Consider the following 14,180-nt stretch of genomic DNA (forward strand, 5'->3'; position numbering starts at 1 on the left):
TGGATTCACCAACAACAGTTGACGAAGAGCCTAAAGAAGTAAAAATGCAAAGGAGCCGTGAACAAAACGTCAGTTTTGTCACAGCTCCATTTTTTGCTATTTTATTTCCATTTTTATATAGTTATCCCAAAATAAATCCGGTATAATTATAATTCGTGGAGAAGTTAAGGCGGTGGCGCTTCCGAGTGGAGATGATGCCTATGGTGTTAAACATCAATTAGGAAATTCAGAAACTCTAACGAAAGGAGAGCCTTTGGTGCCCGTTTCGGACGCTCTGCAACTCATGTTATCCTTTGGTATATTTATCATCGGATTGATTACATTGGTTGTGGAGCTGATAAAATTTAGCCAAAAAAATAACCGCCAATAACTTTAGCCAGTTTGCGGTTATTAAATAATAACTAAAGAAGCGCTACCGTCTTAAACGGTTTCCACAAGGGAAGTCCTGTTGTAGCAAGGCTTCCTTTTATATTTTTATTATATCACGCAGCCACTGGTGTCGGCAAAGTAAATCCGTTCATTTTTTTGGGTCAATGTATCAAACCATCCAACCATATTATTGTGAATACTATTCTATCTCGAAATTAATACTCCATAATATCACCAAAACTAGTTCTCTAGGCAAATCCTAAGGTCAATTTGCCACATGCTATACTGAAAGGAATAGATTATTCTAAATATCGGAGGCATTACATTGATAAAAATTGGCGTCATACTTGGATCCGTCCGCAGCAGCCTTGGCGAATCAATCTTAAAATATTTACAGGCTAACTTTCAGAATACTGATCAGATCACATTTGATTGGATACGATTGGAAGACTTTCCACTCGAGCCCTATCATCATGACGAAACACCATTATCCAACCCTATCACGCATTTGAAATCAGGGGAACAAAAGTGGCTGGATCGTTTAAAGTCCAATGACGGCTACATCATTTTGACACCTGAATATGATCATGCCATTCCCGGTGTTTTGAAAAATGCCTTAGACTATGTTGGACCGGAAGTTGAGCGCAAGCCCGTTCAAATCGTGTCGTATTCTTACTATAGTGACGGCGGCATGCTGGCTGCCGAATCATTTGTGGAAATCCTGCAAATGCTCAAGATGATGGTGCTGCCAACCCCTGTGCTGTTGTGGAATGCAAATGACAATTTCACTGAAGACGGCAGGTTGATTGCTGACGCAGAAAATAGCGATCACTTTGAGCAACGCCTGCATGAAGCCTTCCATGAAATTAGTTTTTACACCAAGCTGCTCCATGACAATCCATTCAAATAACCGAGGCAATTCATGCAACCAATTTTACCCAACAAAACTGAATTTATCCCCCGCCCACCAGCTAATGAGCACGAAATTTTCATGGCTATGCGGACCTATCCGGACAACGTCAAAGTATACCATCCTCACGGCCACATCGATGCGACTTCAGTCTTTTGGCACAACAAGCTCCATCCAAATGCACTGAGCTTCGCAGTGTATGTTGATCCTCAGGCAACTGAGCAGAATGTTCTGTTTAAGCGGGTACTCGATGATATTGAAAAATTGGCGTGGAAATTTTCCGATGACCGGATGATTACCCGCGACTATGCACCACAGCATCCCTTCAATAAATGGCTGTCATCCAGACGGTTCCATCTGGTTAATACTGAGCTGACTGCCGAATTACCATTGGCCAACCTATCCCTTGGTAAAATCAGTCAGCCGGCAGACGGTACCCTACTTTCAGCAGGTGAATTGTCCAAACAGCCTGATTTATACAAGTCCGTCTTGACCACCAGTCAAGAAGAGTACGATCATCAGCAAACGTTCAACCCGGCAATTTCGATTCCACAAGCCGACTGGAAAGTGCTGATGTCGCACGATCAGCTTCAAGAAGCGCCGTTTGCCATACTCGGCGATCATCATCAGATTGCCGCTTTCAGCTTCCTCTACAAAGTTGACCAACAGACAGCCGAGCTTGGAATGATGTATGGCACCAATGCCAATTCTTTAAATTCGCTGTTAAATTTGCAGCTTCAGTGGCTTCAAGGCCACTACAAAACTTTGAATGGAACCTTTCAGATGCACAGCAAACTCGACATGAAGATATTTCAGAGTCTGCCATTTGTGGATGTCAATAAATACGAAACTTACGTGCGTTTATCTTAAAAAATGGGTTCAACCATTGTCTAATCCGACGATGGCTGAACCCGTTTTTTGTATTCTTATTGAAAATGCTTATATCTAAAGTACTTATAGCCAAGCTTATGATCAAACATCGTATCTGATAACCCGGTCCGGTTGGCCATGAATATATAGATTCCCAAAGTGGCCAAACCAAAGACAACGCAGTATAAAAATGCCGGAATCAAACGACTTGGCAGTATGAATTGGTGAAGACCCCAGGTCAATGCCATGACAATCACAAAGAACAGCAGATTGACCAAGACACTGACTTTCAGCTTGCCAAACGGCACATGAAATTCATACATAATCTCGCCGTAACTCAACATGCAAATAAAGCCAAATCCGATCGCCGTGGAAATGATTGCCCCGAATCCCTGAAGAAGAATAACCAATGGAATCTGGAACAACAGCTTGGCAACCAGGCCGACCACCAGATAATACATGGCCTTTTTACTGTAATGCAGCGCCTGTAATAACGTCAGCCCGTTAATGGCCAGCCCCAACATTAAGCTTTGAAGAATGTTGGCAGCCAAATACTTTCCACCAAGCGTACTGAAGGTGAAGAAAATCCCGTTGGTTTCATACGACAAGCCACACAGAATCGTGACAATTGGCAGCAGGACAAACATCAGCATGTTCACATTCTGGAAGATCAGCTGGCCGACATTGCCCTTTTTGGACGCCTGACTATTTGCCAACAGCGGCAAGGTCGTCTCGGCAACCGCCAACGCCAAAGAGACCACAACCGTGGTGATCTTGGTCGGATTGGCAGAAAACAGCGTGTAAATGTACTGGGTATACTCAGCAGAATAATGCTGAACGCCCTGCATGACCTGTTTGAAAAACAATTGGTCAATCAGCTGACTCAAAGTGATGCCCGATCCCACAATGACAAACGGAATTGATTCGTAGGCGATCATCGTGAAAATCTTCTTGATGCTGGTCAGATCAAAGGGCTTGCTCTTCTTGGCCAACTCGGCGTAGTTCGCCGTTTGTTTGCGATAGTAAAGTGCGAGGTAAATGTAACTGGCAACCGCCCCGACAAACGCTGCCATGACGCTGAGGTAGACAGCTTCGATATAGCTTCTGTGGAGAACATAGATGACAATATAGGTTGATGCCAGGATGAACACAATCCGGATAAACTGCTCCCAAAGTTGGGAAACCCCGTACGGTTTTAAATCCTGATTACCCTGAAACCAGCCTCTAATACTGCTCATGGACGGCAAAATGACAATTGCCGGTACCAATACCCGAATCGACGTAATCGCGCTCTGAGTGGAAACTACAGGGCTATTTTTAGCAATCAGCGGGGCGATGAACCAAAGAATGATCCCACAGACAACACCGGATAACAGCATGACCATTGAACCAACATTTGCCAACTGACGTGAATTTAAAAACTTATTTTGACCGTTATAAATGGCTACCCGCCGAGCAATTGCAGATGGAAACCCGGCCGTTCCCAAAGCGATGAACAGGCCATATGGGTTGTATGACGCATTAAACAGCGCCATGGCAACGCTCTTGTGTTCGGGAGAACCAATCATGTACAGCCATGGGATTAAATAAATGATGCCAAGGACTCGTGAAAAAATACTGCCAAAAGACAGCCAAAATGAGCCTGACATGATTTTCTTATTCATGAAGGAACGCACGCTTTCTATAATTTCTGGTAAACATCATTATAGTATGTTTCCGGAAGGTTTGCTATACAATCGGGAACTTGGTTTGCATTATGTAACAATTTTGATTCAACCATATCATTGAACACGAGAAGAGATGGGGCTCAACCGAAGTTTGGCCTCATCTCTTTTTGTGTTTGGTGCTTGAATATTAAGTATAGTGTTCGATTCATGAACTAGCCGGGAAACGGGTGTGTTGGCGGCCTAATTCTAACTCTTAGAGTTTTTCCAGCTATTTAGCCGAAACGTGTTCAGGACAACTGATGCTAATTTCTAAGGGGTCTTTGACTAAAACCCAAAACCGGGGTTTCAGCCAAAGACCCCTTAGAAACCGCATCACCCGTTGTCCTTCACACTCTTAATCTTCTGAAATTTGCGCATCCTTTTGAATATCTGGTGATAGATCATACATCTTGGCTGCTTCCGTTAACATTGCGTGATAAGCATATGCGCCATCCTTGTATGGTTCGATGACAACCTCATCCGCAATCTTGGAAAATGGTTTCTTACCGTCTTTTACCTGTGCCGAATCCAAATCTGCAACAATCTTCTTCTCGACGTCGGAATAACTGCCCGCGATCTGTTCGGTCTGCAAATTGCCTTGAATAGAAATTTTACTCATATAAATTCCTCACAATCTATCGGTTTATTTGGTGTAATCATACCGCAAAAAGAAAACGGTATCTCTAACTACATCATACCAATTTATTGCCCTCTATTTCACCAAAAATCGGAACTAATGTCAAATTTAATTTTTTGGAATGGACAGTCTTGTTCTATCCGATCCATGATTGAGTTATCTCCTGTGTCAATTCCTTTAAAATCAAGGAAAGCGATAGATACAAAAAAATATACCAGAATAATGCTTGACAACCATGTAAGCGCATACTAATATAAGGTTAAATTTGATAAACAGTAAACAGTTTTTATTTTTTGTTCGTTTTGATAAACGTTTATCATTTTAAATAAATTGATGATTAGGGGAATAATTATGGAAAGTGAAAGTGTCGTAAAGCCTCAACAAAGCCGGTTAAAAAAAGCAATCTCACGGGTATCTTACGCTTGTGGTGCATTTGGTAACGACATGTTTTATGGTGCGTTATCAACGTACTTCATTATGTTTGTTACAACGCATTTGTTCAATTCAGGGAACAAGGCACAAGATGATCGGATGATTCTCTACATTACATCCATTATCACTGCGTTAAGAATTGTCGAATTATTTATTGATCCATTCATTGGCAATTGGATTGACAGAACCAAGACGCGTTTTGGCCAATTTAAGCCCTGGGTTGTGGTTGGTGGAACAATTACATCTGTTATTCTGCTGGTTCTTTTTACAGATCTTGGCGGTATTAACCATACCCATCCAATTCTTTATCTCATAACTTTTGCTATTTTATATATCACAATGGATATTTTCTATTCATTTAAAGATGTCGCTTTCTGGTCCATGATTCCTGCGCTCTCATTTAGTTCCAAAGAACGTGAACGAACTGCTTCTTCCGCCAGAATTGGCTCAACACTTGGCGGTGGCTTAGTGGGTGTGATTGTGATGCCACTGGTCCTATTCTTCTCATTGAATAAGGCAGGTGGAACTGGCGATTCACGTGGCTGGTTAGCATTTGGGCTAATGGTCGCCATCGTTGGAATTGCAACGGCTTGGATCGTTGGTTTCGGAACCCACGAAGTTCAATCTGATCTTCGAAAAAACAAAGAAAATACGGTCGGAATCAAAAAGATTTTCTCAACCTTGGCAAAAAATGACCAATTAATGTGGATTGCCTTAACCTACGGGATTTATGCAATTGCGATCAACATTTTAAATTCATTGGTTCTGTATTACTTCACTTTCATCATGGGTGAATCAACGATGTTTTCAGTTTTCCAAACCATCAACATCTTGATGAGCTTGGTAACTGTCACAATTTTCCCTCGCTTGGTTGATAAATTTAATCGACGTAACTTGTTCTTTACTTGTATTTCGATTATGCTTGTCGGAATTTTAGTGTTCTCAATTGCCGGCAAATCATTTGCATTGGTACTGATTGGTGCGGAATTATTCCAAGTTCCACAAGCGATCATCTTCTTAATCGTATTGATGATTATTTCCGATTCCGTTGAATATGGTCAATGGAAGCTCGGTCATCGTGATGAATCCCTGACGTTATCGGTTCGGCCATTGCTGGATAAACTCGGTGGAGCGGTTTCTAACGGAGTTGTCGGCCAAGTTGCCGTTCTTGCCGGAATGACTACCGGCGCAACTGCGGCATCAATCACTGCAGCAGGAGAATTCAAATTCAAGATCATGATGTTCGCAGTTCCTGCAGTTCTGCTTTTAGTTGCTCTAACTGTTTTCTGGAAAAAATCAACATTAACCGAAAAAAAGCATGCTGAAATCGTCAATACCCTGGAAGAAACTTGGGGTAAAAACTTACAGGAAACTGGCAACACCACCATTGCAACATCATCAGTGGCCATCAGTTCACCCGTTTCCGGCCAAGTTGTATCATTAGCCGATGTTTCCGACAAAACATTTGCCGCTAAAAAAGCTGGTAATGGATTTGCCATCAAACCCACTGACGGCAAGATTCTTGCACCGTTTGATGCAACAATTCAATCAGTAGTGTCAACCAGACACGCAGTTGGTATTGTTGGCGACAATGGCGTGGCAATGTTAATCCATATTGGAATTGGAACTGTTGCAATGCATGGTACCGGATTTATATCCTACTTTGAGAAAGATCAACACGTAGAAAAAGGAACTGAATTGTTGGAATTCTGGGATCCTGCTATTAAGAAAGCCGGCTTGGATGATACGGTTATTATAACAATTATCAATAGTGCCGATTTTGATGAGTTTGACTTGGATGTTGCCCCAGGAACCACCGTTGAGGCTAACGGTGACCCAGTCATTCAATTGGATCCAATCAAGAAAGACTAGTATCAAGTCATTAGGATCGAAAAAAGACCAGTTCCAAGTAGTTTCTTGGGGCTGGCCTTTTTGAGTATAATAAGAATAAACACTTTGAGGAATGATTTTATGGTCGTCAAATTACAAGATGTTGCCCAAAAGGCTGGCGTATCGGTCACAACTGTATCAAGAGTCATCAATAACTACGGATCGCTCAGTCAAAAGACAATCGATAAAGTTCATCAGGCAATGCATGATTTGAAATACCAGCCTAATGCTCTTGCCAGAGCAATGCAGGGAAAGCCTTCGAAATTTATTGGATTAATTTTTCCAAGCCTCACAAATCCATTCTTCGCCGAATTAGCAAATGAAGTGGAAATCCAATTGTTCGCTAAAGGTTTCAAAACAATCATTGCTTCATCAACTGATAACGAGCAAATTGAGAATGAATATTTAAAAATGCTGGTTTCCAATCAAGTTGATGGCATTATTTCAAGTTCTCATAATAATCAAACAGCCGGGTATCAAAATACATCAGTTTCTGTGGTGTCTTTCGATCGAAATTTGGGGACTAACATTCCAATTGTTTCTTCTGATAATTATCAAGGTGGTCGACTGACTGCTGAATACATGATTCAAAATCATGCCCAAAAGGTATGCGTTTCAGTCGACGAGGATACCTCTTTGTCCCCCACTATCTTAAGAATTCAAGGCGTGATCGATACACTATCCAAAGCAGATGTTGAATATGTCCCGATTGATTTCAATAAAAATCAGATGACAGATGTTTTGCCCGGAGATTTCGATGGCATCATTGCCAGTAATGATGTAGCAGCACTGAGGTTTGCGGCTTTTATTCGCAAATCCGGAAAGCGGCCATTTAAAGACGTTTTGATCACAGGATATGACGGCAGTCAACTCATCAGAAACGTTGCACCAGAATTACCAACAGTTATTCAACCAGTGTCAAAAATTGCCACAGCATTAATTGACAATCTGGTTGACATTACCCACAGCAACCCAGACCATGCCGAAAATGCCATTTTGCCGGTTACGTTCTATTCTCCTTCATAGAGCAAAATAAATACGAGGTTGGGACAAAAGAAACCTTTTGTCTCAACCTCGTATTTTCATTTCTATCACTATTTATGATAGAAGTAGCTGGTTTGTGCTTTATTTGTATCGGTGGATTTATAATACATCTTCAAAGCCGTCTTGCCATTATGCTTAACGTGCTTTAAGTAAACCGGCTGATTCTGCGAAAGTAAGGTCAACTTCCAGTAACCGTGCTTATTTACCTTATTGGCGACCTTGAACAGGTAACTCTTGCTCTTTGTTTGGCTGTACTTTTTGATGTTCACATAATAAGTTCTCGCATCTTGTTGCTCAGACTTCTTCGATGAACCCTGACGGAATGAATATTTGGTAAGGCGGTATTTTACCGGCACGTTGCCAAACAGGTCATCGTGATATTTGCCAAACCAGGTTCCCTGAAGGGCCTTGGGAACGGCGTGGCTGGTTGTCTTTGCTTGAGCCGGCTGAGCCTCGGTTGCGACCAGCGCAACTCCCAGTGCTACAGCTAAAAATGATAGTGTTTTGGTAAATTTCATACAAGTATCCTTTCATTTGCAAAAACGCAATTGGAAGTAGTTTAACAGAAAATGCCTGTCCTTGCAAAATTGACGAAATTATTGATACATCTGAGATAACTTGTCAAAGTTGATCGTGCCCAATCCGGTTGCCTGGTTATAAATGGTGTTGGGCTGGCCGGTATAGTACAGGTTAGAGTTGTCAGTCGTACTGTTGAGCGGATTAAACGGCGAATCGGTACCTTGAGCCAACTGATAAATCTGAGGATTCCAGAATCCCATTCGTTGACGATCAGCCTGACTGTTAATCACAGCAGTTGCACCGGCCATCTGGGGACCAACAACACTGGTTCCGCCATTCTCCGACCAGCCGCTGCCCTTCTTGGATTTCATATAAACATTGTATCCGGTGAGGGGATCGGCATCTGCAGAGACATCAGGATAATTCCGGCCATAACCAGTTCCAGTGATTAACGGCTCATCAAAGATCGGCTGATTCAGATTGGAAAGGTAAGTCCGAGCAGAGAATGTATTGACGCCTTTAACCCCCTGCTGATAAGCAGGCGTTGTGTACAGATGGCCAAATCCGCCACCACTTCCGGCACCGATAACCATCAGGAGTTCCGGTGTCTTATCCAGCAGTTCAGGATTATTTTGAAGCAGATCCCAGTAATAGTCGGTTCCCCATGCCCGCTCTTTAGAGGCAGAAATGCTGCCGCCGGAACCCACTCTGTGAGTGAATGGCAGCGTCGTTCCACCAACGGCCGTAATAAATGGGTTAGTATTGACTGGGTCTGAAACGTTTGTCTTGCGGTCAAGCAAGACACGGTTGCCGCTAATCCCTCTCATTGAGTACATTGGCGCGCCAGTGTCACCAGAAGCCACAAAGGTTGAAATCCCTTGAAGGGCACCTTGGGCAAATAGGATATTGAATAAGTTGACATAGTGCGGATCAACAACGCCGCGATTAACTAAAAGACTGTAGTATTCATCAGAACCGGTTCCCCAACTAAGTGAAAGCGAAGAAACCTTTGCTTCCTGATAAGCCGTTGAGAAGGCATTGATCATATTCTGCAGGTTAGGTAGGGGATTCTTCGATTCATACATCCGGATATTGGCTTGCGGTGCAACTGCACCAGCATACTCAACGTCCATGGTTGCTTCATCGTCGTTGGGACTCACATATTCTTGATTGAACATGTCACCCTGAACGTTTTTAACCGTGAATCGACTGTTGTTGGAATTGGCGTTTTCGTGTTGCCAAAAATGAAGAATATTACTTCGATGGACACCGCCAAAGGTAATTAACCCAACTGTTTGGCCTTTGCCATCAGCGCCTTTTGAATACAAGCTATTAAGGTGATACCGGTTGGCAAACCGACTGGCCCCGCCGGCTTTGTAGTAGCCGCTGTCACCCTTTGTGCTGGTTTTGGCAGCAGTTTCGTTTTTAGTGTCAAACTGCATATTGGAATCCGGATAGAAATACTTCTTGTTGTGATCGGTCATCCCCACAACGGTGTACACCTTATCGGACAATCGTCCGGGGATATTCGGTTTGGTCTTGCCAAACTGCAATGGATTTGAATGGTAGGTCGCCTTGTTGATATTAACTTTAAAGGTCTTATCGATGTACTTGACCTTACCTTTAACCGTCATCACAATACCGCTCTTGAATGCAGAAACTTTTAAATGTCGCTTTTGAAGATAAGCTTTCCAATCATTTGTGACCGATGTCGGCTGACCAAATTTGTCACGGATATCACTCTGGGTCAAAAATTGTTTAAACTGTGAATCCCCCGGCGTGTTGACGGCCAAAGCATCGCTATACATCTGCCCTTCATTTCGCGGCTTTAAAATAATATCAAAAGTGGTCGTATTGCTGGGCTTTAACTGCGATGGCGTGATCATCTTGGCCGACGTCATATTCGAATACGTCTCCGTAATCGGATCTATCTTATGCGACGCCTTTTTCGCCGATGCCGTTTCCCCGCTCATTCCAACGGCAACCAGCGCACCAAACGCAACTGCAGCAAACTTTCCCCAACTATTCATATGACCCACTCCCCAATCATTTCAAATTTTACTTTACAGATCATATGATACCACTCTCAACTGAGGTTAAAGGGATGGAAGCCGGTTGGAGGAATTAAGAAGTCACCATCACTCAACCCCCTCTTTTCCAATAAGATCAAGTGGCTGCAATTGGGGATCTGATTCAAGATCATGTTGATAATCATAATGCTGCCAATCAGGATCATCAAAAATGTTCTTATGACCAATCGGTGTATATAAGATTGAACCATCTGATCTGGTTTCAACATCATACTTAGTACCTAAACTAGCATCCAAATCAACAGGAACAGTCAGCACAAGGCTGTTTCCAGATTTACGTAAGGTTACAACTTTTCTCAAAATTCAAACCTCCTTTTATTTCAACTTATGTATACACATTCAATTAATTTGATTATATCCTTAATTGAATACAAAAAGAATACCATCAAATAAAGCACTGATGGTATTCCTACAAAAACATCTATTTTAGACCATTGATTACTGTGCCGTTGATCCACCATCGACCACGAACTCAGAACCGGTTGAATAACTTGAATCATCCGAAGCCAGGAATAAGACCATCTTTGAGACTTCTTCCGGCTTACCGATTCGCTTCATTGGAATGGCATTGATAAATGCGTCAACAGCCGATCCAATGTTGTCTTGGTGAACCATTGGTGTATCAATTCCACCAGGGTGAACTGAATTAACCCGGATTCCGTAAGGCGCAAATTCCAAAGCAGCAGCCTTGGTCATCCCACGAACCGCATACTTGGAGTCAGTATAACCAATTGAATTTGGTGTCCCGACTAATCCGGCAATGGATGAAATATTGACGATACTGCCGACACCGTTTTTCTTCATCTCAGCAGCGGCGTACTTCATCCCCAAGAATACAGAAACTTGGTTAACTTTAACGATCTTCATATAGTCGTCAATCGACAGATCAAAGATTGATTTGGCAAATGTAATGCCGGCATTGTTAACTAAAATGTCCAATTTACCAAACTTTTTAACGGTTTGATCAACAACGTTTTTCCAATCATCCTCATTGGTGACATCCTGCTTGATGAACATCGCGTTATCGCCAAGCTCTTTTGCCATCTCAATTCCTTTGTCTTCCTTGACATCGGTGATGACAACCTTGGCGCCTTCCTTGATGAACAATTTGGCGTGACTTGCACCCATTCCTTGAGAAGCACCAGTAATAATTGCAACTTTGTTATCTAATTTTCCCATGATAATGTCTCCTCTATTGTAAGCGTTTCCTATCAACAACCTCAGTATAGACGCAACCGTGGGAGAGGGGTTGGAATTAGCTTACGGATTTGGCGAGTATCATTTAGGTTCAACTTCATTTGGGTTTCCATCCATCTCCTCATCGGATTCATCAACCTTCAATCGGGCGATAACTGCAGCAATTCCGGTCAGAAGCATGCCAGTCACGAAGACAATCCAACTAATAACAATCCCATTTTGACTAATATTTGCAATCGTTAAGAAGAAGGCACTTCCAATTGGCGCGCCGATCATCAACGCCATATTAAGAAACCCCATCGACGCCCCTAGTCGATCATCGGGAATCAGCTTAATAAACATTGATGATGCTCTGGGATTAAGCTTACCCAAGACATAACCACTTATAAAGATCAACACTGCAATCGGCCAGATTGAACCACCACTGATAAAACAGGCCCCAAGCCCAATCATTATCAAGCTAAGGTAGGCAACCATCGTTGTGAACTTCGTATGCACCAAAAAATCATTCTGAATCAGGGATCCCAAAACGATTCCAACCGACATCGAAATGTTAACAATCGCAACTGAAGTTCCGTAGTTTCCGAACCATAACTGCTGATTATGTAACAGCGTCACATTAACGAGGCCGCCATCCAGTGCGCTAAAGAAAGTATTCATCATAAGGCCAAATCCCATCAGAAGGACAATGATCTTCTTCGTCCACATGAACTTTCCGGTTGTCAGCATACTTGAAAAGATTGGTTCTTTTTTCTCAACAGATTGATTAACTTTGAATTGTGGATCAATTTCACGAAATATTGATCGACGGGTCCAGATAATCAAGGCAGCTATCAAAAATGTTGCCGCATTGATGAGACCAAACAATCCATAGTTATAATTCATCCAAACGATGGCAACGGCGCCCAATCCTTGAAACACAATTTGTAGGGTTGTCTGAGTCGCATTTTCAAATCCCATCGCGCCATTTAATTCCATGTCCGGGATCAAATGCCTAAAATATGGCAATTCAAGCGTGCCGGCAAACGTTCCCAGACAATCGCTTGCCACATTAATTAACAATAGAATACCAAAAATAAAGAGAGATTCGTGCATTCCGATCAGAAATGCCAACAGAATAAACAAGCCAAATTGAATGAGTCGTGAAGTCACCATCCACTTATATTTGTGATGGGTATTGTCGGCATAATAACCCAAGAAAACATTGATAATTTCCGGTATGTAAACCACAAACGACGCCAAACTGACGGCCAGGGTTTTAAAAGACAAACTCCCGGCATAAATAATAAAAACGATGTTAAACAAACTGTTGCCAATTCCATTGAAAATTGCCGCATTCATCAATGCCCGGTAACCTTTGCTTCTAAAATAAGAATGCATTTGCAATGCCCTCTTTCCTGCTCTTGATAAGACTTTACCGCAGGACTACAATTTGATTAACGTAATTCCACTATATGATAATTTTTGTGAGGCAAAGCGTATGAACAATTGGGGCCAACTATTTAGAAAATTAAGAAAGGAGCGTCATTTAACCCTTCAGCAAGTTGCAGATGACGTCAACAGTGTGTCCTTTATCAGTAAATTTGAAAAAGGTGATTCCCAGATTACATTCAACCGGCTAATGCACCTACTGGGAAAAATTAACTTCTCGGTGGAGGAATTCTTATACGCCAATGGTAGGCATGCCAATAAGGCGATTGACTCAACGTTTATGTCTTATCGACCGATCTACTTGACGGCGGACTTTATGACGCCGATTGTGACCTTTATGCATAATCTGAATATTTCCGACGATGATTACCGGGCTGACAAAGCCAGAATCCAGAAAGACTTTGACGTTAAAGTAAACGCTTTGGAAAAGAACGGCCCTTCGGACTGGCACCACTACATCGCCATTCTTTACGAAATCCAGGAAGTCATCTTTGAAGCAGACATCAGACCGGACGCTGCTAGGCAGTCGGCTCAATTATTTGAAAGAATCCGGTTGATGGCCCGCCCGATTGTGACTTACCTGTACAATATCGAAAACTGGAGTGCATTTGAAATTCTGCTTTTCAGCATCAGTCACATTGCCATGCCGGTCGAAACTGTTCATCGACTGGAAAAGATCGCCATCAAACGGACTTCCGAAGATCAGACTTTTCCGATGATGCCGCAAATCCGATTCAGCTTGTTATTCAGCCTCTTCTCCACTTACATCAACTTTCGCCAGCTTCCATGGGCCAAAGAAACCCTTGACCAGATTGAGGCCCTGCTTAAACATGCCGAAGATGCCGGCGTCGCGATCATGCTGCGCTTTTACCGGGGTTGGTATGACTATATTAATTCAAACGGTCAGACCGGAGATGATAAAATGCAGGACGCCTTATCAATTGCCAATATTTTGAAGCTATCCGAAACTGCTAGCGAAATTGCCAAAATCATTCCAATCATCAAAGAAAATCAAAAAGATCCAAGTAAATCTATGATATTTATTCTATGAAAAAAGCATCCCCAACTTTGAGGATGCTGTCAGA

The 14,180-nt window shown here is 42.4% G+C and carries 13 protein-coding genes; 6 read left to right on the forward strand and 7 right to left on the reverse strand.

The genetic code is table 11. The features are described from left to right. The first annotated feature begins 256 nt into the window (after nt 1-256). From FD17_RS13470 to FD17_RS11165, 3 genes are all read left to right on the forward strand, one after another. Nucleotides 257-370 carry a putative holin-like toxin gene (locus tag FD17_RS13470; RefSeq protein WP_057826279.1) on the forward strand — a complete coding sequence of 38 codons (114 nt, stop codon included), beginning with the start codon at nt 257-259 and terminating at the stop codon, nt 368-370. A 324-nt stretch (nt 371-694) separates the two neighbouring features. Beyond that, nucleotides 695-1,279: an NADPH-dependent FMN reductase gene (locus FD17_RS11160; protein WP_057826252.1), complete on the forward strand. Its 585-nt coding sequence runs from the start codon at nt 695-697 to the stop codon at nt 1,277-1,279. Nucleotides 1,280-1,291: 12 nt separating this feature from the next. Beyond that, nucleotides 1,292-2,149 (forward strand): hypothetical protein, encoded by an 858-nt coding sequence (locus FD17_RS11165; RefSeq protein ID WP_057826253.1) that lies wholly within the window; start codon nt 1,292-1,294, stop codon nt 2,147-2,149. A 56-nt stretch (nt 2,150-2,205) separates the two neighbouring features. Here the strand turns inward: FD17_RS11165 and FD17_RS11170 are convergent, their stop codons facing one another. Continuing rightward, entirely contained in the window at nt 2,206-3,813 is a 1,608-nt protein-coding gene (locus FD17_RS11170) for a putative polysaccharide biosynthesis protein (RefSeq protein WP_057826254.1), read from the reverse strand. A 397-nt stretch (nt 3,814-4,210) separates the two neighbouring features. Then, nucleotides 4,211-4,474 carry a hypothetical protein gene (locus FD17_RS11175; RefSeq protein ID WP_057826255.1) on the reverse strand — a complete coding sequence of 88 codons (264 nt, stop codon included), beginning with the start codon at nt 4,472-4,474 and terminating at the stop codon, nt 4,211-4,213. A gap of 369 nt (nt 4,475-4,843) precedes the next feature. Here FD17_RS11175 and FD17_RS11180 point away from each other — a divergent pair, with 369 nt between their 5' ends. Both FD17_RS11180 and FD17_RS11185 read left to right on the forward strand, forming a co-directional pair. Continuing rightward, a complete protein-coding gene (locus FD17_RS11180; RefSeq protein ID WP_057826256.1) occupies nt 4,844-6,796 on the forward strand; it encodes a glycoside-pentoside-hexuronide (GPH):cation symporter in 1,953 nt (650 codons plus the stop codon). Nucleotides 6,797-6,895: 99 nt separating this feature from the next. After that, nucleotides 6,896-7,840 carry a LacI family DNA-binding transcriptional regulator gene (locus tag FD17_RS11185; protein WP_057826257.1) on the forward strand — a complete coding sequence of 315 codons (945 nt, stop codon included), beginning with the start codon at nt 6,896-6,898 and terminating at the stop codon, nt 7,838-7,840. 68 nt (nt 7,841-7,908) lie between these two features. On the opposite strand, the gene FD17_RS11190 is transcribed toward FD17_RS11185, so the two are convergent. From FD17_RS11190 to FD17_RS11210, 5 genes are all read right to left on the reverse strand, one after another. Next, nucleotides 7,909-8,376, reverse strand: coding sequence for a hypothetical protein (locus FD17_RS11190; RefSeq protein WP_057826258.1), 468 nt, complete (start codon nt 8,374-8,376; stop codon nt 7,909-7,911). Between the two features lie 78 nt (nt 8,377-8,454). After that, nucleotides 8,455-10,407: a S53 family peptidase gene (locus tag FD17_RS11195; protein ID WP_057826259.1), complete on the reverse strand. Its 1,953-nt coding sequence runs from the start codon at nt 10,405-10,407 to the stop codon at nt 8,455-8,457. 108 nt (nt 10,408-10,515) lie between these two features. After that, entirely contained in the window at nt 10,516-10,767 is a 252-nt protein-coding gene (locus FD17_RS11200) for a hypothetical protein (RefSeq protein WP_057826260.1), read from the reverse strand. Between the two features lie 138 nt (nt 10,768-10,905). Further along, nucleotides 10,906-11,646 carry a glucose 1-dehydrogenase gene (locus FD17_RS11205; RefSeq protein WP_057826261.1) on the reverse strand — a complete coding sequence of 247 codons (741 nt, stop codon included), beginning with the start codon at nt 11,644-11,646 and terminating at the stop codon, nt 10,906-10,908. A 99-nt stretch (nt 11,647-11,745) separates the two neighbouring features. After that, on the reverse strand, nt 11,746-13,044 hold the full coding sequence (locus FD17_RS11210; RefSeq protein ID WP_057826262.1) for an MFS transporter: 1,299 nt from the start codon (nt 13,042-13,044) through the stop codon (nt 11,746-11,748). Between the two features lie 100 nt (nt 13,045-13,144). Here FD17_RS11210 and FD17_RS11215 point away from each other — a divergent pair, with 100 nt between their 5' ends. After that, a complete protein-coding gene (locus tag FD17_RS11215; RefSeq protein WP_057826263.1) occupies nt 13,145-14,146 on the forward strand; it encodes a helix-turn-helix domain-containing protein in 1,002 nt (333 codons plus the stop codon). Nucleotides 14,147-14,180: the final 34 nt, after the last annotated feature.

The sequence above is a fragment of the Lentilactobacillus sunkii DSM 19904 genome (assembly GCF_001435575.1).
GTDB lineage: Bacteria > Bacillota > Bacilli > Lactobacillales > Lactobacillaceae > Lentilactobacillus > Lentilactobacillus sunkii.

Coding starts and splice junctions, on each gene's coding strand:
- FD17_RS11165 (WP_057826253.1), top strand. CDS start 1,292: ATGCAACCAATTTTACCCAACAAAACTGAATTTATCCCCCGCCCACCA.
- FD17_RS11170 (WP_057826254.1), bottom strand. CDS start 3,813: ATGAATAAGAAAATCATGTCAGGCTCATTTTGGCTGTCTTTTGGCAGT.
- FD17_RS11175 (WP_057826255.1), bottom strand. CDS start 4,474: ATGAGTAAAATTTCTATTCAAGGCAATTTGCAGACCGAACAGATCGCG.
- FD17_RS11180 (WP_057826256.1), top strand. CDS start 4,844: ATGGAAAGTGAAAGTGTCGTAAAGCCTCAACAAAGCCGGTTAAAAAAA.
- FD17_RS11185 (WP_057826257.1), top strand. CDS start 6,896: ATGGTCGTCAAATTACAAGATGTTGCCCAAAAGGCTGGCGTATCGGTC.
- FD17_RS11190 (WP_057826258.1), bottom strand. CDS start 8,376: ATGAAATTTACCAAAACACTATCATTTTTAGCTGTAGCACTGGGAGTT.
- FD17_RS11195 (WP_057826259.1), bottom strand. CDS start 10,407: ATGAATAGTTGGGGAAAGTTTGCTGCAGTTGCGTTTGGTGCGCTGGTT.
- FD17_RS11205 (WP_057826261.1), bottom strand. CDS start 11,646: ATGGGAAAATTAGATAACAAAGTTGCAATTATTACTGGTGCTTCTCAA.
- FD17_RS11210 (WP_057826262.1), bottom strand. CDS start 13,044: ATGCATTCTTATTTTAGAAGCAAAGGTTACCGGGCATTGATGAATGCG.
- FD17_RS11215 (WP_057826263.1), top strand. CDS start 13,145: ATGAACAATTGGGGCCAACTATTTAGAAAATTAAGAAAGGAGCGTCAT.